Origin of the sequence: Microbacterium sp. As-52 (genome assembly GCF_049949185.1) — a bacterium.
In the GTDB taxonomy this organism is placed as follows: domain Bacteria; phylum Actinomycetota; class Actinomycetes; order Actinomycetales; family Microbacteriaceae; genus Microbacterium; species Microbacterium maritypicum_A.
This window is the reverse complement of sequence record NZ_CP188171.1, coordinates 3,928,606-3,950,725: the sequence shown is the minus strand read 5'-3', so window position 1 is coordinate 3,950,725 and position 22,120 is coordinate 3,928,606. Positions and strand designations below refer to the sequence as shown.

Sequence of the window (22,120 nt, the reverse complement as noted above, 5' to 3'; positions counted from 1 at the left end):
GCGAATGCCCCTCTGATGGGTGTCTCATCATGGTGTCACGCATGGGGCATCCGGGCCGGGAATACCCTGGGCGTGCCGTGAGTTTGTTCAGGCGAACGGGCGAGCATTTGCGTTATGTCGTCCGGTCGTGCAAACTATGGCCGCCGAATACCCGACGGCGCACCACCCACTCGCACCATGAAAGTGGAGATCTACCGCATGGCAACCGATTACGACGCCCCCCGAAAGAGCGAAGACGACTCCGAGTCGATCGAAGCCCTGAAGGAGCGTGTGCCGGACAAGCTCTCCGGCTCAAGCGGGGACGAAGACTCCGACAACCCGTCGAGCTTCGACCTTCCGGGTGCCGACCTCTCCGATCTCGAGCTCGACGTCGTCGTGCTGCCCGCGCAGCAGGACGAGTTCACGTGCATGAGCTGCTTCCTCGTGAAGCACCGTTCACAGCTCGACCACGAGGGCGCATCCGGGCCCATCTGCAAGGAGTGCGCTGCGTAAGCAGTCCTCCGAGCGACGTATCACGCGCCCCCGACCACTCCGGTCAGGGGCGCGCTGTCGTATGCGGGTGCCTCTCGGCTCCGCACCTCAGCTCTGCCTCTTCGTGCCGCGTCTCAGCTCTGCGCAGTGCGGATCGCCGCTGCCAGTCGATCCGGCGTGCGTGTCGAGACGGTCCACGTGTCGACGGGGTCGTCCGGGTCGAGATTCGGGACGACGACGATTCCGTCGATGCCGCCGCGGATCAGGTGCCACCCGCGCGCCGGGAGCCGGGGGCCGCGAGCCTGCCGGGCGTCGTCGCCGGTCAGGGCCACCGGCTCGCCAAGATGCTTCGTGTCGATGTGCGCGCGGCCGGCGCGCAGCACCGTGCCGATGACGGAGACGACAGGGGTGGCCGCGATGAAGCCCAGCACCAGGAGGGCCGATACGGCGGCGCCGAGGACCAGTGCGACGGTCGAGCCGATCGGCACGAAGACGAGCGACACCATGGGGCCGGCGACCGCGACGGTCACGAGCAGCCAGAGGCTCGGCGAGAGTCTTTCGCGGTAGCGGGGACGTGCGTCTGTGGCGGGGTTCTGCATTAGCCTCATGGGGTGACCGATTCCGTTGATGTCCCCATTATCGCTGCAGTGGTGCCCGGGTATGCGCATCCGGGCGATGCCGGTGCCGATCTGGTCGCGGCGGAGGCCGCGCACCTCGAGCCGGGAGAGCGTGCACTGGTGCCGACGGGCGTCAGCATCGCGCTGCCCGACGGGTACGCCGCTTTCGTGGTTCCGCGCAGCGGACTGGCCGCGAAGCACGGGATCTCGATCGTGAACTCGCCGGGGACGGTGGATGCCGGGTATCGCGGCGAGATCAAGGTGAGCCTGATCAACACGGATACCCAGAGCGCGTACGATGTGGCGGTCGGCGATCGTATCGCGCAGCTGATCATCATGCCGGTCACGCGCGCCACGTTCATCCCGGTCGACGAGCTGCCGGACAGTGTCCGCGGTGCCGGTGGGTTCGGTTCCACCGGTTACCAGGCAGCGACCCACCAGAACGAAGCAGGACAGGCCAATGACTGACAACAACGAGACCCCTTCGAAGTCGGCACCGCTGAATCGTGCCACCGACGGTCCCTTCGACGATTCCGAGGCGAACCCGGTCCGTCCCTACATCGACCTCGGCGGCATCAAGATCCTGCCGCGCGAAGGTCTGAACCTGCGCCTCGAGGTCGAGGAGCAGTCGAAGCGCATCGTGGCGGTCGGCCTCGATTACGCGGACTCCTCGCTGCAGGTGCAGCCCTTCGCCGCACCGCGCACCGGAGGACTGTGGGACGAGACCCGCGTACAGCTCCGCGACCAGGTCAAGGCGCAGGGCGGCCGCGTGGAAGAGCGCGAAGGCCCGCTGGGCAAGGAGCTCCTCGCCGAGGTCCCCGCCACGGCGGCGGAGGGATCCGGTCTGCGCCTCGCGCGCTTCATCGGCATCGACGGCCCGCGCTGGTTCCTTCGCGGCGTGATCGGCGGCGCCGGTGCCTCGGACCCCGAAGCGGCGGAGAAGGTCGAAGACCTCTTCCGGTCGATCGTGGTCGTCCGCGGCGGGTCTCCGATGCCGCCGCGCGACCTGATCCCGCTCAAGATGCCGGCGACCCCTGGTTCCGCGTGAGCACTCCCGAGCCCGACGCCGAACGGGAGAAGAGCACCTCCGAGATCCTCGGGGAGGCCCTCGGAGGAGTCGCCCGTCGTGCCGGGCTCGACCCGTCGGAGAGTGCGGCCACCCACACGGTCGTGTGGACCGCCATGGGCGGGTGGCGGGGCATCCTCGAGTCGGTGCTGCCCAGCCTCGCGTTCGTGATCATCTTCACGATCCGCCCCGAGCCGCTGATCCTCTCGCTCGGCATCTCGGTCGGTCTCGCAGCCGTCTTCACGATCGTCCGACTCGTGCAGAAGTCGCCGCCCTCGGCCGCCCTCGGCGGTCTCATCGCCGCGGTCGCCGCGGCAGCGCTGGCTCTGTGGACCGGACGCGGCGCCGACAACTTCGTCCCGGGGCTCATCACCAACGCGGTCTACGGCTCGGTCATCCTGGTGTCGGCACTGATCGGCTGGTCGCTGATCGGCCTCGCCGTCGGATTCCTGATGGGGGAGGGCACCACCTGGCGGAACGATCGCCGCAAGCGACGTGCCTACTTCTGGCTGGGGATCGCCTGGGCCGCGCTGTTCTTCACCCGGCTGGCTGTGCAGCTGCCCCTTTATCTGGCCGGTGACGTCACGGCGCTGGGCACGCTCAAACTCATCATGGGGCTGCCGCTGTTCGCCCCGCTGATCGCCGTCACGTGGCTCGTGGTCCGCGCGTTGCACCCGCGCGAGCCCGCGCGCGAGGATGCCCCCGAGGCGTGATAGATTTATCTTGACATCAAGATAAATCGCAGGCTTTCGCCGGTGAGCTGCGCGGAGCAGACTGGTTAGGTCCGCCTTGCTAGCCGCAGGGGCTCGCTGGCGAGCAAGATGGAGGCGCCTGTCGCTCCCATCCGAATAGAAGGAGACGGATTCGTGTCCACGGTGAACAGCTTCGGTGCCAAGAGCACCCTGACAGTCGGCAGCACCGACTATGAGATCTTCCGCATCGACACGGTGCCGGGTTTCGAGAAGCTTCCCTTCAGTCTCAAGGTCCTCCTGGAGAACCTGCTTCGCACCGAAGACGGCGCGAATGTGACGAAGGCGCAGATCGAGGCGCTGGGTTCGTGGGATGCCGCGGCCGAGCCGAACACCGAGATCCAGTTCACGCCGGCCCGTGTGGTCATGCAGGACTTCACCGGTGTGCCGTGCATCGTCGACCTCGCCACCATGCGCGAGGCCGTGACGGCACTCGGCGGTGACGCGAACAAGATCAACCCGCTCTCGCCCGCCGAGATGGTCATCGACCACTCCGTGATCGCCGACCTGTTCGGCTCTGAGAACGCCCTCGAGCGCAACGTCGAGATCGAGTACGAGCGCAACGGCGAGCGTTATCAGTTCCTGCGTTGGGGTCAGACCGCGTTCAGCGACTTCAAGGTCGTCCCGCCGGGAACCGGCATCGTCCACCAGGTGAACATCGAGCACCTGGCCAAGGTCATCTACGACCGCAACGTCGACGGTGTGCTCCGCGCATACCCCGACACCTGCGTCGGCACCGACTCGCACACCACCATGGTCAACGGCCTCGGCGTGCTGGGCTGGGGCGTCGGCGGCATCGAGGCCGAGGCAGCCATGCTCGGCCAGCCCGTGTCGATGCTCATCCCGCGCGTCGTGGGCTTCAAGCTCTCCGGCGAGATCCCCGCCGGCGTGACCGCGACCGACGTGGTGCTCACGATCACCGACCTGCTGCGCAAGCACGGTGTGGTCGGCAAGTTCGTCGAGTTCTACGGAGAGGGCGTCGCGTCGGTGCCGCTCGCCAACCGCGCGACCATCGGCAACATGTCGCCGGAGTTCGGCTCCACCGCCGCGATCTTCCCGATCGACGACGTGACGCTCGACTACCTGCGACTCACCGGCCGCAGCGAAGAGGCCGTCGCGCTGGTCGAGGCTTACGCCAAGGAGCAGAAGCTCTGGCACGACGCCGCGCACGAGCCCACGTTCAGCGAGTACCTCGAGCTCGACCTCGGCACCGTCGTGCCGTCGATCGCCGGCCCGAAGCGCCCGCAGGACCGCATCCTGCTCTCCGAGGCGAAGTCGCAGTTCGAGCAGGACATCCTGAGCTACGCGACGGCATCGACCTCGGACTCGATCGTCGACCTCGAATCGAAGCACTCCTTCCCGGCCTCCGACCCCGGACAGGCACCCGGCGACGAAGAGCCCACCACGCGTCCGGTGCACATCAACAGCGGCGCACCGGCTAACGCCTCGAAGCCCGTGCCGGTCACGACGCCGTCGGGGGAGAAGTACATCCTCGACAACGGTGCCGTCACCCTCGCGGCCATCACCTCGTGCACCAACACGTCGAACCCGTCGGTGATGATCGCCGCCGGCCTCGTCGCACGCAAGGCTCTCGAGAAGGGTCTGAAGCAGAAGCCGTGGGTCAAGACCACGCTCGGCCCGGGGTCGAAGGTCGTCACCGACTACTACGAGAAGTCCGGACTCGACAAGGACCTCGAGGGACTCGGCTTCTACACCGTCGGCTACGGCTGCACCATCTGCATCGGCAACTCGGGTCCGCTGATCGAAGAGGTCTCCGAAGCGATCAACTCGCACGACCTCGCCGTCACCGCGGTCCTCTCCGGAAACCGCAACTTCGAGGGTCGCATCAGCCCCGACGTGAAGATGAACTACCTCGCCAGCCCGCCGCTGGTCATCGCGTACGCGCTGGCCGGGTCGATGCACTTCGACTTCGAGAACGACGCGCTCGGCAAGGGCACCGACGGCGAAGACGTCTTCCTGAAGGACATCTGGCCGACCCCGGCCGAGGTGCAGGAACTCGTCGACTCCTCGATCTCGCGCGAGCAGTTCATCAAGCAGTACGCGACGGTCTTCGACGGTGACGAGCGCTGGCGCAGCCTGCCCACTCCGGACGACGCGATCTTCCAGTGGGACGAGAACTCCACGTACGTGCGCAAGGCGCCGTACTTCGAGGGCATGACGATGGAGCTCACCCCGGTGAAGGACATCGAGGGTGCGCGCGTGATGGCGACGCTCGGCGACTCGGTCACCACCGACCACATCTCGCCCGCCGGGAACATCAAGGCCGGAACGCCCGCGGCGCAGTACCTCACGGAGCACGGCGTGGACCGCAAGGACTTCAACTCCTTCGGCTCGCGTCGCGGCAACCACGAGGTCATGATCCGCGGAACCTTCGCGAACATTCGTCTGAAGAACGCGATGGTCGCTGCCGTGAACGACGGACAGGTCGTCGAGGGTGGCTTCACCCGCGACTTCACGCAGCCCGGTGGCCCGCAGTCGTACATCTACGACGCGAGCATGAACTATCAGGAGCAGGGCACGCCCCTCGTCATCTTCGGTGGCAAGGAGTACGGCTCGGGTTCGTCGCGTGACTGGGCGGCCAAGGGCACGAGCCTGCTGGGCGTCAAGGCGGTCATCACCGAGAGCTTCGAGCGCATCCACCGCTCGAACCTGATCGGCATGGGTGTCGTCCCGCTGCAGTTCCCCGCCGGCGAGAGCTGGGAATCGCTGGGCCTCGACGGCACCGAGATCGTCTCGATCTCGGGTCTGGAAGAGCTCAACAACGGTGTCACGCCCAAGACGGTCAAGGTCACGGCCACTCCGAGCGAGAACTCGCCCGAGGGCAAGCAGCCGGTGGAGTTCGATGCTGTCGTCCGCATCGACACCCCCGGTGAAGCCGACTACTACCGCAACGGCGGCATCCTGCAGTACGTGCTGCGTTCGCTGGTCTGATCGCACGAGACGAAGGGGCTCGGGTCTGCGGACCCGGGCCCCTTCATCGTGCCGGCCCTTCCTGTCAAGGGGGTCCGATTCGCCGTGCTCTCTGAGTCCGGCGGGGTAGGATCGAGGGGCGCTCGCACCGTCGTCGGGCGCTTCTGACGGAGCCTGTGAGGAGGTGCAGATGCCCATTCTTCCGAGCATCTCTGGACCCCGTGATCTCGATGCACTCTCGACCGACCAGTTGACCGAGCTCGCTGCGGAGATCCGCACGTTCCTGGTCGAGAACGTGTCCAGGACGGGCGGCCACCTCGGCCCCAACCTCGGCGTCGTCGAACTCACGATCGCTCTCCATCGAGTGTTCTCCTCCCCGGACGACCCCTTCATCTTCGACACCGGACACCAGTCCTACGTGCACAAGCTCCTCACCGGGCGCCAGGACTTCTCGGCGCTGCGCGTGCGCGGTGGTCTCGCCGGGTACCCGCAGCGGGGCGAGAGCGCCCATGATGTGGTGGAGTCGTCGCACGCCTCCAGCTCGCTCAGCTGGGCGGACGGCATCTCCCGGGCCTTGACGGCCACCGGTCGTGCCGACCGGCACGTGGTCGCGGTCGTCGGCGACGGCGCGCTGACCGGCGGCATGACCTGGGAGGCGTTGAACAACATCTCCGATGACAACGACCGCAACCTGGTCATCGTCGTCAACGACAACGGACGCTCCTACGCGCCGACGATCGGCGGCATGTCGCGGTACCTCAACCGCGTGCGCACGGCAGCAGCCTACAAGGACCTCCACCAGCGGTCCGATCGCCTGTTCCGCGCTTTCGGTCCCGTGGGACGTGCGGTGTTCCGCGGCGTCCGGGGAGGCACGCACGGCTTCCTGTCGAGGTTCACCAACAACGAGGCGCTGTACTCCAACCTCGACATCAAGTACCTCGGTCCGGTCGACGGCCACGATCTTCCCGCGCTCCTCGAGACTCTGGAGTTGGCGAAGTCGTACGGTGCGCCCGTCATCGTCCACACCATCACCGAGAAGGGCCGTGGCTACCAGCCGGCCCGCGACGACGAAGCCGATCAGTTCCACGCCGTCGGCAAGATCGACCCCACGACCGGGGAGACCCTGTCGTCCGGTGGGCGTGGGTGGACCGATGTGTTCTCCGACGCGTTGGTGGCTGTCGGCGAGCAGCGCGACGATGTGATCGCGATGACGGCTGCGATGCTGCGCCCCACCGGCCTCGCGCCGTTCGCCGAACGCTTCCCCGATCGCGTCTATGACGTGGGCATCGCAGAACAGCACGCGGTGGCGTCAGCGGCTGGTCTGGCCTACGGGGGCTTGCACCCCGTCGTCGCCCTGTACGCCACGTTCATGGGACGCGCCTTCGACCAGGTGCTGATGGACGTGGCTCTGCACCGTGCCGGAGTCACCTTCGTCCTCGATCGAGCGGGCGTCACCGGTCCCGACGGTCCCAGCCACCACGGCATGTGGGATCTCGCGATGCTGCAGATCGTCCCGCACATCCGCATCGCCGCGCCGCGTGATGGGGCGCGGCTGACGGAGGCCCTCGGTGAGGCCGTCGACGTCGAAGACGCTCCGACGGTCATCCGCTTCCCGAAGGGCGAGGTCGCCGCCGATCTTCCCGCGATCGAACGTCTGAGCGACGGCGTCGATGTGCTCGCCCGCGGCGAATCCGAAGACGTCCTGATCGTCGCCATCGGACCATTCGCCGAACTCGCTCTCGATGTCGCGGACCGCCTTCGAGCGCAGGGGATCGGCGCGACGGTCATCGACCCGCGCTGGGCTATTCCGGTGCAGCCGTCGATCGTGGAACTCGCCGCCCATCACCGCCTCGTGATCACCCTCGAAGACGGGATCCGGGTCGGAGGCATCGGCACCCGTGTACGTCAGGTCCTTCGCGAGGCGGGCATCGACACCGCGGTGGATGAGCTGGGTCTTCCCGACGAGTTCATCGACCACGCATCGCGTGATCAGATCCTCGTCGACGCCGGCCTCACAGCGCCGAAGATCGCACAGGACATCGTGTCGCAGGTGCTCGGGACGCGAATCCCGAAGGCGCGTGACGCGGGAGAGACAGGAACCATCGATCTTCCGCTGCACGAACGGCACTGACGCTCGCTCCGACCCTTCGCAATCCCCTGCGCGCAGACGTCAGTTCAGAGCGTGCAACGCGGCGACGGCCTGTGCTCCGCGATCGGCTTCTCGGAGCGCGGTCGACAGCAGGTAACCGTCGGTGAGTGCGTCGCCGGTGACCATGACCCGCACCAGCTCGACGCCGCAGGCGCGACGCACCTCCGCGGCGCTGGCCGCGATCACTCGGGTGTTGATCTCGTCGTTGTGCGGCAGCTCGGCTCCCTCGAGCCCACGGATCACGTCTCTCAGCGCGGCGCCGACGATGTTCGAGGCTCGCTCCTTGACGTTCACGACGTCGAGCTCGAACACCCGAAGATCGCTTCCCGTCGGTATCGGACGCCACTCGAACGAGGCATGCACGCGGTGCTGGTGTCCGCTCGCGCCGCTCATCTCTCGCGCGGGCAGATCGGTCGCACGGCAACGGACGTCGATGAGCTTGTACCAGTAGAACAGCGGGAATGCTCCGTGCGAGCCCGGGTCAAGAACGACGACCTCTCCGACGGCCCCGCCGCGGTTCCGCGGACGACGCTGCGGGCGGTTGCGGATGATCGGCTTGCCGTTGCGCGTCCGGATCGCCGCCCACCCCTCGTCGACGGTGACGATGAAGAGCTTGAGGAGGGCGGGGAGGACCAGAAGGGTGGTGAGGATCGCCGTTCCGGTCTTCAGCAGACCCGACATCCCCTTGCTGCCCAGCATCGTGAAGAGCATGTCCATGTCACCACTGTGCAGGGTCGCCGGGGTCCGGGGTGCCTTCGGGACGGGTCGGGCGGGGGAGTTCATGCGCTGTTCCGCGCACGTTACCCGCGGCGCTGTGCGCTGGATACGCACCGCTCAGGATTCGCCGCGGCGGGCCAGGATTCGCCGCGGCGGGCCAGGATTCGCCGCGGCGGGCCAGGATTCGCCGCGGCGGGTCAGGCGAGGTCGGCGAGAGTGCGGGCGACGACGTTCTCGACCGCCGCGTGGCAGCGTGCGCGATCGGCATCCACGAGTCCGACACGGGTGCGCCTGTCGAGGACGTCATCGACGGTCATCGCGCCCTCCGTGCGAACGGCGAACTCGACCTCCGCGGCGGTCAAGCCCGTGGCGTCGTCGAGCACGTCATCCGAGGCGGGCACCGACCGATCGACGAGGCGCAACGACGCCGTGCGGCTCGGCCCCGACTGCAGTCCGCGGGTGCGTCCCGCAAGGTCCACGGCATCCTCGGCCATCCGGCGGTAGGTGGTCAGCTTTCCCCCGAGCACCGTGACGAATCCGGCGGTGGATACCGTCACCAGATGCCGGCGAGAGACATCGGCGGTGGAGTCGGTCCCGCTGTCGACCAGCGGACGCAGGCCGGCGAACGCGCCCCGCACCCGATCGCGGCCGAGGGGAGCCGCGATCACGCGATTGAGGTTCTGCAGCAGGAAATCGATCTCCGGCTCCGTCGGCCGGGCGACACGCGGTACGACACCGGGGGAGTCTTCGTCGGTGAGGCCGACGATCACGCGGCCGAAGGCCTGCGGCAGCGCGAAGACGTAGCGACTGATCGATCCCTCGTGCGGGATGGTGAGCGCGGCCGACGGCGAACCCAGGTCGGCGGCGGCGAGGACGATGTGCGTCCCTCGGCTCGGGCGCACGTGGATCGTCTGATCGAGCGCACCGGCCCAGACGCCGGTCGCGTTGATGACGGCGCGGGCTCTGACCTCGAACCGCTCGCCCGTGGACGTCTCCTCGACCGATGCGCCGTCTTCCCGCAACACGAGCGCGCGGACGCGGGTGAGGATGCGAGCGCCAAGAGATGCCGCCGTGCGGGCGACGGTCGCCACGAGCCGCGCGTCGTCGACCAGCTGGCCGTCGAAGGACAGCATTCCGCCGCGGAGGCCGTGAGGGTCGAGCGCAGGCACCAGGCGGGTGGCGGAGCGCGCGGACACGAGAGCGGGGGCAGGCAGCGTCGTACGGGTGGTGTGCGCGCGCATGCGGAGCAGATCTCCCAGCCCCATCCCGACGGCGCCCGCAGTGCGCTGGCGGAGCGTGACTCCGCGGGAGAAGGGCAGGAGCTGTCCGAGCGGGCGGATCAGATGCGGGGCGATCGTGGTCATCAGGAGATGTCGCTCGTGTGCGCTCTCTCGCGCGGTCGCGATGTCACCGGTCGCGAGGTAGCGCAGGCCGCCGTGCACGAGCTTCGAGCTGAATCGGCTGGTCCCGAAGGCGAGATCCTCGGCTTCTATCAGCGTCACACGGAGCCCGCGCGAGACGGCGTCCAGAGCGACACCCACGCCCGTGATACCGCCCCCGACGACGAGGACGTCGACCGTCTCGTCGGCTGCGCGTGCGAGTTCGATCCTCCGTCGCGCGACGTTGAGCGCGGATGACTCCCGGGTCATGGGCGGAGCAGCCCGTCGAGTGCGGCTCGCAGTTCGCGCTCCCACGCGTTCTCCGAGATGAGGTCTGCCACGGTGCCGTGGGAGAGGACCGCGGACTGTGCGATGAGCAGCAGCATGACCGCGATCTCCTGCGGTGGTCCCGATCTGACCGAGCCGTCGGCCTGTGCGGTGCCGATCGCCGTGGCGAGCCAGTCGAGGATCAAGCGCTGACTCGATCCCACCCGCTGCAGCGTGTAGCGGGTGAAGGCTTCGGGTTCATCGGCGAGCAGACGCCCGTAGAGGGTGTCATTGCGGAAGAGCGTCGTGAAATGGAGGACGTCGTTGACGAGGACCGTCCGGGTGCGCGCTTCCGCGGGGAAGGTGCCCAGGATGCCGTCGACGCGCCGCAGCAGCGCGGCGCGGACGACATCATCGGCATCGCTCCAGTTGCGGTAGATCGTGGGGCGACTGAGATCGGCGCGACGGGCGAGCTCGGCGATGGTGACGCCGTGCACGCCGCGACGCTCGATCAGCGCGTCGGCCGCGTCGAGGATCCGCGTCTGTGTCGCATCCCATTGTGGTTGACGTTCTTCCATGATGTGTCACACTGTAACGCATGGGCCAAGACAGTGGCAGGGTCGATGCGGACCCGTCGATGAGATGGAACGGCTGGGGTGATCCGGCCAAGGCGAAGGACCTGCCCCTGGCGGTGCGCGCGCTGCTGCCGATGCTGCTGGGGCGAGTGCGCAAGCCCGGACCGGCGATCGAGCTCGGGCACGTGCAGCTCGATCCGCCGCGCTTGACCGCTGAGGATCATGCGGCATTCAGCGCCGCGCTCGGCCCGACGAACATCGATGATGCCGCCGAGGCACGCATCCGCCACGCAGGTGGGCGTTCGACACCCGACCTCCTCCGTCGTCGCGAGGTGCGTCAGGAGGCGCCGGATGCCGTCCTCCGTCCTGCCGATCACGACGAGGTGCGCGCGTGCCTCGACATCGCGGTCGCGCGAGGGATCGCGGTGATCCCCTTCGGGGGCGGCACTAGTGTCGTCGGCGCACTGGACCCCGACCGGGGCGCGCATCACGCGGTCGTGAGCCTCGACCTGCGACGTCTCAGCGGTCTGATCCGGCTGGATGAGTTCAGCGGCGAAGCCCTGTTCGCGGCGGGGACGACAGGCCCGGAGGCGGAAGCAGCGCTGTCCGCGCACGGCTTCGAACTCGGCCACTTCCCTCAGAGCTTCCGCTACGCCACGATCGGCGGATTCGCGGCGGCCCGGTCTTCGGGACAGAACTCGGCGGGCAACGGGCGCTTCGACACGATGGTGACCGGGATCAGAGTGGCGACGCCGACCGGCGACATCGAGCTCGGGCGCTCGCCCGGTTCCGCCGCAGGGCCAGACCTGATCAGGGTGTTCCTCGGCTCCGAGGGCATCTTCGGCGTGATCACCGAGGTACGGGTGCGGGTGCATCGGATCCCGCGCGACCGCGTGTTCGAATCCTGGTCCTTCCCCGACTTCACCAGCGGCGCCGAGGGGCTGCGGCGGGTCGCGCAGCAGGGCGACGGCCCCACCGTCATCCGGCTCTCCGACGAAGCGGAGACGGCGGTGAGTCTCGCGCAGGTCGGCAAGATCGGCAGGGCTCTCGCGAAGGGCGCCAGCGTGGTGACCGTGTACGAAGGTGACGGTATCGCCGAGCGGCGTGCCCGCGCCAGCATCCAGCTCGCTGCGGCCGGCGGAGTCTCGGCAGGTGAAGGGGCAGCGGAGGACTGGCTGAAAGGTCGGTTCGACGGCCCCTACCTGCGGGATTCGCTGCTCGACGCCGGTGTCTTCTGCGAGACGCTCGAGACCGCGACCACATGGTCGAACCTGCAGACACTGCGTTCGGCGGTCGACTCTGCACTCAAAGACGGCTTCGCCGACGCCGGGGCGAAGTCGTACATCATGTGCCACGTCTCCCACATCTACCCGACCGGGGCTTCCCTGTACTTCACCGTGCTCGCCGGCATCCGTTCGGACCCGCTCGGTGTGTGGGAAGTCGTGAAGGCGCGCGTCAACGATGCGATCGTCGCGTCGGGGGGGACCATCAGCCATCACCACGCGGTCGGCAGGGATCATGCGCCCTGGCTCCGTGCGGAGATCGGCGAGACGGGCGTCCGTATCCTCCGTGCGATCAAGCGCGAACTCGATCCGTCGGGCATCCTCAACCCGGGTGCTGTGATCCCCATCGAGCGGACGCTCTGACATGGCCGAGCACATCGCCGTGCTCGCGAATCCGTTCTCCGGCAAAGGGCGGGGCGGGCGAGCGGCGGAAGCTGCTGTTCTGCATCTTCGTGATCGTGGTGTCGAGGTGCGGGCCTATGCGGGAGGATCCGCAGAAGACACCGCACGGCTCGCGGTCGCGGCCGTGGCAGACGATCCGCGAGCGCTGGTCGTCGTCGGTGGTGATGGCACACTGTCCGGTGTGCTCGACACGGTATGTGCGGCATCGGTCCCCGTGGTGCTGGTCGCGGCCGGGACCGGGAACGACCTCGCCCGCGCTCTCGGACTCCCACGCAGCGACGCACGGGCTGCCGCCGAACTCGCTCTCACGGGCGTGCCCCGGTCGATCGACGTCGGCGTGGTCCGCACCGGGAAGGGCAGCAGGAAATTCCTGACCATCGCGGCGCTGGGTTTCGACGCGAAGGTCAGCGATCGCACCAACCGGCTCCGCTGGCCGCACGGTGCGCCTCGCTATTACCTCGCCCTGCTGATCGAACTCGTGCGGCTGCGTCCCATGGAGTTCACCCTCGCCATCGATGGCGAGCCGCCGAGAAGCGAGCCGGGTACGCTGATCGCGGCCGGCAGCACCTCCAGCTACGGCGGCGGGATGCCGATCTGCGCCGGGGCCGTCCCCGACGACGGGCTCCTCGACATCGTCCATGTCGCCCCGTTGGGCCGGCTGCGCCTGCTTCGTCTCTTCCCCCTGCTGCTCCGCGGGACGCATCTCGCGCGCGACGAGGTGGCGCATCGTCGTGCACGGTCCGTCACGGTGTCGGCCACCGGCCTGGTGGTCTATGCCGACGGCGAGCGGATCGGCGAGGATGAGTGCACCATCGCGGTGCTGCCGGGCGCGCTCACGATGATGGTGCCGAAGGGGAGCGATGACTGAGTTCGACGAGGATGTCGTGGTCGTGGGTTCCGGATTCGGAGGTTCCGTGGCCGCTCTGCGACTTGCGGAGAAGGGCTACCGCGTCCGCGTCTACGAGGCGGGTCGCCGCTTCGAGGACGATGACTTCGCGAAGACCAACTGGAACGTCCGCCGGTACCTGTGGGCACCAGTGCTCGGCTGTTACGGTGTGCAGCGCATCCACCGACTGCCGCACGTGATGATTCTGGCGGGCGCCGGGGTGGGTGGCGGATCACTCAACTATGCGAACACGCTGTACCAGCCGGGGGCGGCCTTCTTCGCGGACCCCCAGTGGCAGGGCATCGCGGACTGGGAGTCCGAGTTGGCACCCCACTATGCCACGGCGAAGCGGATGCTCGGCGTCGTGGAGCGCTACCCGCACACGGGTCCGGTGGAGCGGATCATGGCCGGCGCCGCGGACGACCTCGGCGTCGGTGCGACGTTCCGCCACGCGCCCGTCGGGGTCTGGTTCGGGAAGCCGGGGGAGCGCACTCCGGATCCGTTCTTCGGCGGTGAGGGCCCTGATCGCACCGGTTGCACCCTCTGCGGCAACTGCATGGTGGGCTGCCGCGTCGGCGCGAAGAACACGCTCATGAAGAACTACCTGCATCTCGCGGAGCGCCGAGGGGTCGCGATCGAGGCGCTGCGAACGGTGAGCGAGGTGCGGGAGCTCCCCGGGGGTGGGTTCGCGGTGACGACGCAGCGCAGCGGAGCCTGGTTCCGGCATGAGCGGAGAACCGTGACCGCCCGGCAGGTGGTGCTGGCCGCCGGCACCTGGGGTACGCAGCAGCTGCTGCACCGTATGAAGGCGTCCGGGGCGCTGCCGCGGGTCTCCGACGCCGTGGGGCAGCTGACCCGAACCAACTCCGAGGCGCTGGACGGCGCGGTCGCCACGAGCGTCCCGGAATCGCTCGAGCTCGCCCGGGGCGTCGCGATCACGACCTCGTTCCACATAGACGATCGCACGCACGTCGAGAACGTCCGCTACGGTCCGGGATCGAACCTGATGGGTGCGCTGGCGACCGTCATCGTCCCCGGCGGACAGCCGCTGGGCGTGCGCCTGCGCCGTCTGGTCGCGCAGGTGCTCCGCTCACCGGTGAGACAGTGGCGGCTCGGGAGTCTCCGCCGTTGGAGCGAGCGTGGAATCATCGCGCTGGTGATGCAGACGGCGGACAATTCGCTCACCCTCTCGCTGCGCCGCCGCTTCGGTCGCCTCGTGATGACGAGTGCGCAGGGACACGGGGAGCCGAACCCGAGCTATCTGCCCCAAGCCCATACGGCTGCTGCGGCGATCGCCGCGCGGGTCGAGGCGGACGGCGGGGTGTCTGCGGCCGCACGCGGATCCTGGCCGGAGGTGTTCGGCATCCCGCTCACGGCGCACTTCCTCGGCGGTGCGGTGATCTCGGCGTCGCCCGCGGAAGGGGTCGTCGACGCATATCACCGGGTCTGGGGACACCCCGGCCTGCACGTCGTCGACGGGGCGGCCGTTCCCGCGAATCCCGGCGTGAACCCCTCGCTCACGATCACCGCGCTGGCCGAACGGGCGCTGTCGTACTGGCCTCGACGTGGTGACGAAGACCCCCGACCGGCTCAGCCCGCGAGCTGAGTCTCGGCGATCGGGGCCTGCGGCGCAGGGGCATCATGCAGGGCCCACGACGCCGGCCAGCGCCGGCAGTGGGCCACGCCGACGGGGCTCACGCCAGGGAGCGGCAGCGCGATGTGCGGCTCGGAGGTGTGCGTGCTTATGCGGCGGACGACGAAGCGCTCCACCGGATTCGCCAGGAATCCTGTGGAGCGCTTCGCGGGATGGCGTCCGACGATCAGCGGCTCTCGACGCCGCGGATCTGCGGGGTGTGGAACGAGCCGCCGAAGGCCCGCTCCGAGGCTCCCTCACGGTCGAGGTACGGTGAAGCACCACCGTCGATGAACGGCCAGCCGGCGCCGAGGATCAGGCACAGGTCGATGTCCTCGACCTCGGGCACGACGCCCTCGTCGAGCATCAGCTTGATCTCCTGCGCCAGACCGTCCTGCACCCGCTGGAGGATCGTCGCCGCCGTTGCGGGGTTCTTGCCGACGGCGGGCTTCAGAACCTTCTCCGCCTGCTTGCTCCAGCCGATGACGCGCCCGCCCTTGTCCTTCTCCACGACGGTGTCGAGCTCCGCGAGCGCATGGAAGTTCTCGTTGGCGTAGAAGCGGTCGGGGAAGGCCTTCACCATCGTGTCCTGCACGTGGGCGGCGACCTTCCAGCCGACGAGGTCGATCAACTGGAACGGGCCCATCGGCAGGCCGAGCGGGCCGAAGGCCTTCTCGACATCGGCGATGGGGGTGCCCTCGTAGACGGCGCGAGCCGCCTCGCCCATGACCTTGGCGAGCAGTCGGTTCACGACGAAGCCGGGGGCGTCGGCGGTGAGGACCGCGTTCTTTCCGAGGTTCTTCGCGACCACGAACGCCGTCGACAGAGCCGCATCGTCCGTCGCCGGTGTCTTCACGATCTCGATCAGCGGCATCACCGCGACAGGGTTGAAGAAGTGGAAGCCGACCAGGCGTTCGGGGTGAGCGAGCTTCGATCCGATCTCCTCGACGGAGAGCGACGACGTGTTGGTCGCGAGGATCGCGTCCTCGGCGATGATCTTCTCGATCTCGCCGAACACCTGCTGCTTGACCCCGACCTCTTCGAACACGGCCTCGATCACGAAGTCGCAGTCCGCGTACAGGCTCTTGTCGGTGGTGCCGGTGACGAGCGCGCGCAGCTTGTTCGCCGAATCGGAGTCCAGGCGTCCCTTCGCTTCGAGCTTGCCGATCTCCTCGTGGATGTAGGCGACGCCCTTGTCGACGCGTGCCTGATCCAGGTCGGTGATGAGCACGGGCACCTGGAGCTTGCGCACGAAGAGCAGTGCGAACTGGCTCGCCATGAGACCGGCGCCGATGATGCCGACCTTGGTGACCTTCTTCGCGAGCGCCTTGTCGGGAGCTCCGACCGGTCGCTTCGCGCGCTTCTGCACGAGGTCGAAGGCGTACATGGATGCAGCGAACTGGTCGCCCGTGACGAGTTCGGCGAGTGCCTCGTCCTCGCGGGCGAAGCCTTCGGCCTTGGTGCCGCCCTTGGCCTTGTCGAGCAGGTCGAGGGCCGCATACGGCGACTTCGGCATGGTGCCGATCTTCGACTCCAGCATCCCGCGCGCCATCTTGATGGCGATCGGCCACTTGGTGAGACGCTCGATCTTGCCGGGCTCGTTCTTGCGCTCGACCTTCTTGCCACCCAGGACGGCATCCGCCCAGGCCAGCGAGTTCTCGAGGTAGTTCGCCGCGGGGAAGATCGCGTCGAAGATGCCCAGGTCGAACGCCTGCTGCGGCTTCAGCATCCGGTTCTGCTTGAGCGGGTTGGAGATGACGACCTCGAGGGCGTTCTCGATGCCGATCAGGTTCGGCAGCAGGTAGGCGCCGCCCCAACCGGGGATGATGCCGAGGAAGACCTCGGGCAGTGCCACCGCCGCAGCAGAGGAGTCGACGGTGCGGTAGCTGGAGTTCAGCGCGATCTCCAGGCCGCCGCCCAGGGCGAGGCCGTTCACGAAGGCGAACGACGGCACGCCGAGGTCGCTGAGCGTGCCGAGGACCTTGTGTCCGAGCTGCGCGATCAGGCGGGCGTTGTCGCGCGATCCGACCTTGCTGATGTCGGACAGGTCGGCGCCGGCCGCGAGGATGTACTGCTTGCCGGTGATGCCGACAGCCTGGATCTCGCCGGCCGCGGCGCGCGCCTTGAGGCCGTCGAGCGTCTCGCCCAGCTGCGTCAGCGTCGCGGGACCCAGCGTGTTCGGACGCGTGTGGTCTCGGCCGTTGTCGAGCGTGATCAGGGCGAGCACCTTGCCGGACGCGAGACGGATGTCGCGCACCGGCGACTGCGTGATGACCTCGCCCTCGGTGAGTGCCTGGATGGGGGAGAAGTCGATCTCGTCGTAGTTGGTCACGTTCGCGCTCACTTCTTCTTCTTGCCGTCGTAGTGCGGGTTCTCCCAGATGACCGAACCGCCCTGACCGAGACCGACGCACATGGCGGTCAGACCGTAGCGGACGTCGGGACGCTCGGCGAACTGCGCGGCGAGCTGGATCATCAGACGCACACCGGACGCCGCGAGCGGGTGTCCGAGTGCGATCGCGCCACCCCACTGGTTGACGCGGGGATCGTCATCGGCGATGCCGAAGTGGTCGAGCAGCGAGATCACCTGGATGGCGAACGCCTCGTTGAGTTCGAACAGCCCGATGTCGGCGATCGTCAGTCCGGCCTTCTTGAGCGCCTTCTCGGTCGACGGAATCGGTCCGATGCCCATGATCTCCGGCTGCACGCCGGCGAACGCGAACGAGACCATCCGCATCTTCGGCGCGAGTCCGAACTCCTTCACCGCGCCACCTCCGGCGAGCAGCGACATCGTGGCGCCGTCGGTGAGGGGGGAGGAGGTGCCGGCCGTGACACGCCCGTGCGGACGGAAGGGAGTCTTGAGGGCCGCGAGGTCTTCCATCGTCGTCTGCGGGCGACGGCCCTCGTCTTCGGTCGCGAGACCCCAGGCGCCGTCGGCACCCTTGGTGGCGACCGACACGAGGTCGGGCTGGATCTTGCCGGCGTCGTACGCCGCCTGCACCTTGTGCTGGCTCAGCATGCCGAACCGGTCGGAGCGCTCCTTGGTCAGGTGCGGGAACCGGTCGAAGATGCGCTCGGCGGTGACGCCCATGTTGAGTGCACCGGGGTCGACCATCTTCTCGGCGACGAAGCGCGGGTTCGGATCCGCGTTGCCACCGATCGGGTGATGACCCATGTGCTCGACACCGCCGGCGAGGGCGAAGTCGTACATGCCGACGCCGATCGAGGCTCCCATGGTCGTGACGCTCGTCATGGCGCCGGCGCACATGCGCTCGACCGCGAGGCCGGGCACGGTCTGCGGAAGCCCGGCGAGGATCGCCACCGAGCGTCCGAGCGTCAGCCCCTGGTCGCCGGTCTGGCTCGTCGCGGCGATCGCGACGTCATCGATGCGGTCTGCCGGGACGGCGGCGTTGCGCTCCATCAGGCCGATGGTCGCCTTCACGGCGAGGTCATCTGCGCGGGTGTTCCAGTACATGCCTTTTTCGCCGGCGCGCCCGAAGGGGGTGCGTACTCCATCGACGAAGAAGACGTCCGAGATCTCGGCCACTCTGCCTCCAAGTTAGTGCGTGGCCTCAGTCTATGAAGCCCGCGAAACGGGGAGGAATCGGTTGGGTCGAACCTACGAAGCCGGTGCGGGCGTCGTGTCGGGCGTTTGCGCCGCCTCTACAAAGGCGGCAGCGATCTTCTGTGCGGTCTGTGCAATCTGCCAGGGTCGGGCACCCAGCGCTGCCAACGCGTCCGCGATCGCCTCGGGGGTTTCACCGGGCAGGTCCCAGGCCACGCGGCGCAGGTGCTCCGGAGTGAGGAGGTTCTCGGTGGGCATGCCCAGCTCCTCGGCGACGGCCTCCACGACCGGACGGGCGGCCTTGAGTCGTGCATCCGCCTCGGGATTCCGGTCAGCCCACGCGCGAGGGGGCGGAAGGGTGTCGCTCGGAACGCGTTCGCGGGGAAGCTCTTCCGACGCCCTGCCTTCGACGATCGCCTGCCACCAGCGGTCGAGCTGCGTGCGGCTCGCGCGGCCCTGGAACTCCTTGAGGCCGGCCAGCGCCTGCTTCGACTGCGGGTTCGCCAGCACCGCCGCCACCAGGGAGCGGTCGGGCACGAGTCGTCCGGGGGAGACATCCTGCTCCTGCGCGTACGCTTCGCGTGCCTGCCAGAGGGCACGGGCGACGGCGAGGTTCCGGGCTCCACGCACCTGGTGCAGGCCGCTGAGGCGGCGCCAGGGATCTTCGCGCGGCGGTTTGGGAGCGCGGGCGAGGGTGGCGGCGAACTCCTCGGCGGCGAACTCGGTCTTGCCCTGCTCTTCGAGCTCGAGAACGAGGACGTCGCGGACGTCGATCAGGTGCAGCACGTCGAGGGCGGCGTACTCGAGCCAGGAATCGGGGAGCGGGCGTGTCGACCAGTCGGCGGCGGAGTGCTCCTTCTTGAGCATGATGCCCAGCGTGTCCTCGACGACGGCACCGAGGCCGACACGCTCGTGGCCGAGCAGGCGCGAGGCGAGCTCGGTGTCGAAGATCACCGGCGGTTCGAGGCGCAGTTCGCGAAGGGACGGCAGGTCCTGGCTCGCCGCGTGGAGCACCCACTCCACGTCACCGATCGCCTCCTGGAGAGGTGCGAAATCGCCGATCGCCGGCGGGTCGAAGAGGAAGACGCCGGCCTCGCGACGGAACACCTGCACCAGATAGGCGCGCTGCGAATAGCGGAAGCCGGACGCCCGCTCGACGTCCACGGCGACGGGTCCGGTACCGGCGGCGAGCACGGCGCAGGCTGCGCGGAACTCCTCGGCATCCGAGATCACGGAGTATTCAGTCACGTACAGCCTTTCGCGCGCCGATCACGGCGATGCCCTCGGAGCCGGGCGGAAGCCCCGCCAGCATTCCGACCAGCTCGGCCCATGCTTCGACGTGCGGTCGGAACGGGCCCTCCGGAGTCCAGGACGCCCGCAATTCTATCTGGGCGCCGTCTCCTTCGACGGCGAGCCCGCCGAATCCCTTCGACAGCGTCTTCGTCGACGTGCCCGATTCCGAGTGATAGACCGCTTGGCGCGAGTCGAGAGCATCGACCAGCCATGACCACGTCACGTCGGCGAGAAGCGGATCGGTGCCGATCTCGGTCTCGAGCGGCGCCTGCGCGAAGATGACGATGCGCCACGAGCCTCCCCAGGCTCCCGGCTCGTCCGGATCGTGCAGCAGGACGAACCGGCCGGTGCCGTACACGGACTCGCCGTCACCCTCCGGGCGCACGTCGGCGGCGAGGGCGATGGCGAAAGGCGCGAGGCCCTGTGGCGTGGCGATCTCGCGCACCGTGATGTCATCGCGGAACTCGGTCTCGCGCAGTTCGGCCACGGCGCTCTCGAAAGGCGTCCCGGCCTCGGGGTGTGCGGTCACGGCAACAGGCTAGAGTCAGGAAGCGATGAAGAGTCTCAGGCACGCCGTTACGCTCCTTGTCCCTGCCCTGTTCGCGTTCGGAGCAGCGCTCGCTCTCGTCGTGTTCGCCGTGGCCCGTCGGGTCGTCACGCCCATGCGCCGCGCGACCGACACGGAGATCCTCTCGGTCGACACGGGTGCCCAGACCATCGAGCTGAAGCGCACACCCGACACCGAGCTTCCCGGTCGCTACGGCCTGTTCACGACGGGCACCTACGGCTACGTCAAACTCGGGGCGGTGCTCAGCGCCGATGGTTCGGCCGTACGGCGCAAGCTCCTCACCCAGATCGAACCCGGCGCACGTGTCGATCGTGCCGCGGCCTTCAGCGGCTACTACTACTCGTCTCCGAGCGAGCTCCATCTGCGCTGGGAGAACCTGCTGATCGGCTCTCCCGCAGGGCCATGCCCTGCCTGGTACTTCCCGGCGTCGTCGTCGACCTGGGTGATTCAGGTTCACGGACGCGGAGCGACCCGCGCCGAGTGCCTGCGGGCGGTGCCGGTGCTGCACGCCGCGGGGTTGCCGAACCTGGTCGTGTCGTACCGCAACGACGGCGAGGCCCCGCGCACGAGGGCGGGTGCCTACGCCCTCGGAGCCTCGGAGTGGCGTGACGTCGACGCCGCCATCGCCTATGCGCTCCGACACGGCGCCGAGCGGGTGATCCTGATGGGCTGGTCCATGGGGGGCGCCGTATCGCTGCAGGCCGCAGTGACGTCCGGCCACCGGGAGCGCATCGCCGGGATCATCCTCGAGTCTCCCGTGGTCGACTGGCGCACGGTGCTGCGGTTCCAGGCGAAACTGGCCGGCGTGCGTGCGCCGCTGCCGGAACTCGCGATGGGGGCACTCCAGATGCCTCTGACCGCGCGCCTGAGCGGAGCGGACGAACCGATCCACTTCGATCGTCTGGACATGGTCGCTCGTGCCGACGAACTGACCGCGCCCGTGCTGATCCTGCACAGCGACGACGACGGCTTCGTGCCGGCGGATTCATCGCACGCGCTGCAGGAGGCACGTCCGGATCTCGTGACGATGCCGAAGTTCACGGTGGCACGCCACACGAAGCTGTGGAACTACGACCAGACCGGCTGGACGACCGCGATCACGGACTGGCTCGAATCACAGGCTCTCAGCGTTTCTGGCTGACCTGGTTCTTCGCCCGCATCAGCATCCCGGTCATGCCCCCGATGCGCAGAGGGGACACGGCCTTCGTGAGACCGATCGACTGCGGGTAGTCATTCGGAATCGCGAGCACCTCGTCTGCGGTGAGGCCGGTGAGACCCTGCACCAGGATGCTTGCGAACCCGCGGGTCGTCGGAGCTTCGGGCGGGGCTGTCGCGTGCATCGTCACGATGTCATCGTTCACCTCGACATGGATGTACACCGGCGACTGGCACTCCGCGACGCGCTCGTACATCTCCGGGTGGGCCGCGACCTCGTCGGAGACGTCGGGAAGCTCGTCCGAGAACTCGAGCAGCAGCAGGAGGCGATCGGGCTCCGGGGTCTCCAGGAAGCCGTCGCGGATCTCGGCGAGAGTGTCAGGAACGTCGCTTGTGCTCATCCCTGTCATTGTCA

19 protein-coding genes are annotated in these 22,120 nt (G+C 68.3%); 10 read left to right on the top strand and 9 right to left on the bottom strand.

What is annotated here, in order from left to right:
* Window positions 1-198: 198 nt before the first annotated feature.
* On the top strand, window positions 199-492 hold the full coding sequence (locus ACLFA2_RS19065; RefSeq protein ID WP_029259298.1) for a DUF4193 domain-containing protein: 294 nt from the start codon (window positions 199-201) through the stop codon (window positions 490-492).
* Window positions 493-605: 113 nt separating this feature from the next.
* On the opposite strand, the gene ACLFA2_RS19060 is transcribed toward ACLFA2_RS19065, so the two are convergent.
* On the bottom strand, window positions 606-1,070 hold the full coding sequence (locus tag ACLFA2_RS19060; protein WP_426621812.1) for a DUF3093 domain-containing protein: 465 nt from the start codon (window positions 1,068-1,070) through the stop codon (window positions 606-608).
* Between the two features lie 12 nt (window positions 1,071-1,082).
* Here ACLFA2_RS19060 and dut point away from each other — a divergent pair, with 12 nt between their 5' ends.
* The 5 genes from dut (at window position 1,083) to dxs (ending at window position 7,965) form a co-directional block, all read left to right on the top strand.
* Window positions 1,083-1,556, top strand: a complete 474-nt coding sequence (gene dut / locus ACLFA2_RS19055) for a dUTP diphosphatase (protein ID WP_426621811.1) — start codon at window positions 1,083-1,085, stop codon at window positions 1,554-1,556.
* Complete coding sequence (locus ACLFA2_RS19050; protein WP_021200682.1) at window positions 1,549-2,136, top strand: DUF3710 domain-containing protein; 588 nt, start codon at window positions 1,549-1,551, stop codon at window positions 2,134-2,136. The genes dut and ACLFA2_RS19050 overlap by 8 nt, the downstream gene beginning before the upstream one ends.
* Window positions 2,133-2,867, top strand: a complete 735-nt coding sequence (locus ACLFA2_RS19045) for a DUF3159 domain-containing protein (protein ID WP_021200681.1) — start codon at window positions 2,133-2,135, stop codon at window positions 2,865-2,867. Before ACLFA2_RS19050 ends, ACLFA2_RS19045 begins: the two co-directional genes overlap by 4 nt.
* Before the next feature lie 153 nt (window positions 2,868-3,020).
* Window positions 3,021-5,855: an aconitate hydratase gene (locus ACLFA2_RS19040; RefSeq protein WP_021200680.1), complete on the top strand. Its 2,835-nt coding sequence runs from the start codon at window positions 3,021-3,023 to the stop codon at window positions 5,853-5,855.
* A gap of 169 nt (window positions 5,856-6,024) precedes the next feature.
* Entirely contained in the window at window positions 6,025-7,965 is a 1,941-nt protein-coding gene (dxs, locus tag ACLFA2_RS19035) for a 1-deoxy-D-xylulose-5-phosphate synthase (RefSeq protein ID WP_021200679.1), read from the top strand.
* A 39-nt stretch (window positions 7,966-8,004) separates the two neighbouring features.
* Here the strand turns inward: dxs and ACLFA2_RS19030 are convergent, their stop codons facing one another.
* The 3 genes from ACLFA2_RS19030 to ACLFA2_RS19020 form a co-directional block, all read right to left on the bottom strand.
* Window positions 8,005-8,700, bottom strand: coding sequence for an SPFH domain-containing protein (locus tag ACLFA2_RS19030; RefSeq protein WP_426621810.1), 696 nt, complete (start codon window positions 8,698-8,700; stop codon window positions 8,005-8,007).
* A gap of 197 nt (window positions 8,701-8,897) precedes the next feature.
* Window positions 8,898-10,349, bottom strand: a complete 1,452-nt coding sequence (locus tag ACLFA2_RS19025) for a glycerol-3-phosphate dehydrogenase/oxidase (protein WP_426621809.1) — start codon at window positions 10,347-10,349, stop codon at window positions 8,898-8,900.
* Entirely contained in the window at window positions 10,346-10,924 is a 579-nt protein-coding gene (locus ACLFA2_RS19020) for a TetR/AcrR family transcriptional regulator (RefSeq protein WP_021200676.1), read from the bottom strand. Before ACLFA2_RS19020 ends, ACLFA2_RS19025 begins: the two co-directional genes overlap by 4 nt.
* 20 nt (window positions 10,925-10,944) lie before the next feature.
* On the opposite strand from ACLFA2_RS19020, the gene ACLFA2_RS19015 reads away from it, so the two are divergent.
* The 3 genes from ACLFA2_RS19015 to ACLFA2_RS19005 are packed head-to-tail and all read left to right on the top strand — an operon-like array spanning window position 10,945 to window position 15,098.
* Entirely contained in the window at window positions 10,945-12,567 is a 1,623-nt protein-coding gene (locus tag ACLFA2_RS19015; RefSeq protein ID WP_235045239.1) for an FAD-binding oxidoreductase, read from the top strand.
* A gap of 1 nt (window position 12,568) precedes the next feature.
* Window positions 12,569-13,474 carry a YegS/Rv2252/BmrU family lipid kinase gene (locus ACLFA2_RS19010; RefSeq protein WP_021200674.1) on the top strand — a complete coding sequence of 302 codons (906 nt, stop codon included), beginning with the start codon at window positions 12,569-12,571 and terminating at the stop codon, window positions 13,472-13,474.
* The gene (locus ACLFA2_RS19005) at window positions 13,467-15,098 is read left to right on the top strand and encodes a GMC family oxidoreductase (protein WP_347125787.1); all 1,632 of its coding nucleotides are present in this window, start codon (window positions 13,467-13,469) and stop codon (window positions 15,096-15,098) included. Before ACLFA2_RS19010 ends, ACLFA2_RS19005 begins: the two co-directional genes overlap by 8 nt.
* A gap of 214 nt (window positions 15,099-15,312) precedes the next feature.
* Here ACLFA2_RS19005 and ACLFA2_RS19000 read toward each other — a convergent pair whose 3' ends face one another.
* The 4 genes from ACLFA2_RS19000 to ACLFA2_RS18985 all read right to left on the bottom strand — a co-directional run bounded on the left by ACLFA2_RS19000 (window position 15,313) and on the right by ACLFA2_RS18985 (window position 20,511).
* Window positions 15,313-17,457, bottom strand: coding sequence for a 3-hydroxyacyl-CoA dehydrogenase NAD-binding domain-containing protein (locus ACLFA2_RS19000; RefSeq protein ID WP_031207681.1), 2,145 nt, complete (start codon window positions 17,455-17,457; stop codon window positions 15,313-15,315).
* Window positions 17,458-17,465: 8 nt separating this feature from the next.
* A complete protein-coding gene (locus ACLFA2_RS18995; RefSeq protein ID WP_021200670.1) occupies window positions 17,466-18,671 on the bottom strand; it encodes a thiolase family protein in 1,206 nt (401 codons plus the stop codon).
* A gap of 72 nt (window positions 18,672-18,743) precedes the next feature.
* A complete protein-coding gene (locus tag ACLFA2_RS18990) occupies window positions 18,744-19,937 on the bottom strand; it encodes a ribonuclease D (RefSeq protein ID WP_031207679.1) in 1,194 nt (397 codons plus the stop codon).
* Window positions 19,930-20,511: a DUF3000 domain-containing protein gene (locus tag ACLFA2_RS18985; protein ID WP_021200668.1), complete on the bottom strand. Its 582-nt coding sequence runs from the start codon at window positions 20,509-20,511 to the stop codon at window positions 19,930-19,932. The genes ACLFA2_RS18990 and ACLFA2_RS18985 overlap by 8 nt, the downstream gene beginning before the upstream one ends.
* Before the next feature lie 25 nt (window positions 20,512-20,536).
* Between ACLFA2_RS18985 and ACLFA2_RS18980 the strand changes: the two genes are divergently transcribed.
* Complete coding sequence (locus tag ACLFA2_RS18980) at window positions 20,537-21,691, top strand: alpha/beta hydrolase family protein (RefSeq protein ID WP_021200667.1); 1,155 nt, start codon at window positions 20,537-20,539, stop codon at window positions 21,689-21,691.
* Here the strand turns inward: ACLFA2_RS18980 and ACLFA2_RS18975 are convergent.
* Window positions 21,675-22,106 carry a SufE family protein gene (locus ACLFA2_RS18975; RefSeq protein WP_021200666.1) on the bottom strand — a complete coding sequence of 144 codons (432 nt, stop codon included), beginning with the start codon at window positions 22,104-22,106 and terminating at the stop codon, window positions 21,675-21,677. The two genes, ACLFA2_RS18980 and ACLFA2_RS18975, sit on opposite strands and share 17 nt — an antisense overlap.
* Window positions 22,107-22,120: the final 14 nt, after the last annotated feature.

Bases quoted from the DNA above. Each gene is read 5' to 3' on its own strand.
- dxs (WP_021200679.1), top strand. From the start codon at position 6,025: ATGCCCATTCTTCCGAGCATCTCTGGACCCCGTGATCTCGATGCACTC.
- ACLFA2_RS19020 (WP_021200676.1), bottom strand. From the start codon at position 10,924: ATGGAAGAACGTCAACCACAATGGGATGCGACACAGACGCGGATCCTC.
- ACLFA2_RS19025 (WP_426621809.1), bottom strand. From the start codon at position 10,349: ATGACCCGGGAGTCATCCGCGCTCAACGTCGCGCGACGGAGGATCGAA.
- ACLFA2_RS18975 (WP_021200666.1), bottom strand. From the start codon at position 22,106: ATGAGCACAAGCGACGTTCCTGACACTCTCGCCGAGATCCGCGACGGC.
- ACLFA2_RS18980 (WP_021200667.1), top strand. From the start codon at position 20,537: ATGAAGAGTCTCAGGCACGCCGTTACGCTCCTTGTCCCTGCCCTGTTC.
- ACLFA2_RS19060 (WP_426621812.1), bottom strand. From the start codon at position 1,070: ATGCAGAACCCCGCCACAGACGCACGTCCCCGCTACCGCGAAAGACTC.
- ACLFA2_RS19065 (WP_029259298.1), top strand. From the start codon at position 199: ATGGCAACCGATTACGACGCCCCCCGAAAGAGCGAAGACGACTCCGAG.
- ACLFA2_RS19015 (WP_235045239.1), top strand. From the start codon at position 10,945: ATGGGCCAAGACAGTGGCAGGGTCGATGCGGACCCGTCGATGAGATGG.
- ACLFA2_RS19050 (WP_021200682.1), top strand. From the start codon at position 1,549: ATGACTGACAACAACGAGACCCCTTCGAAGTCGGCACCGCTGAATCGT.
- ACLFA2_RS19030 (WP_426621810.1), bottom strand. From the start codon at position 8,700: ATGGACATGCTCTTCACGATGCTGGGCAGCAAGGGGATGTCGGGTCTG.
- ACLFA2_RS19005 (WP_347125787.1), top strand. From the start codon at position 13,467: ATGACTGAGTTCGACGAGGATGTCGTGGTCGTGGGTTCCGGATTCGGA.
- ACLFA2_RS19010 (WP_021200674.1), top strand. From the start codon at position 12,569: ATGGCCGAGCACATCGCCGTGCTCGCGAATCCGTTCTCCGGCAAAGGG.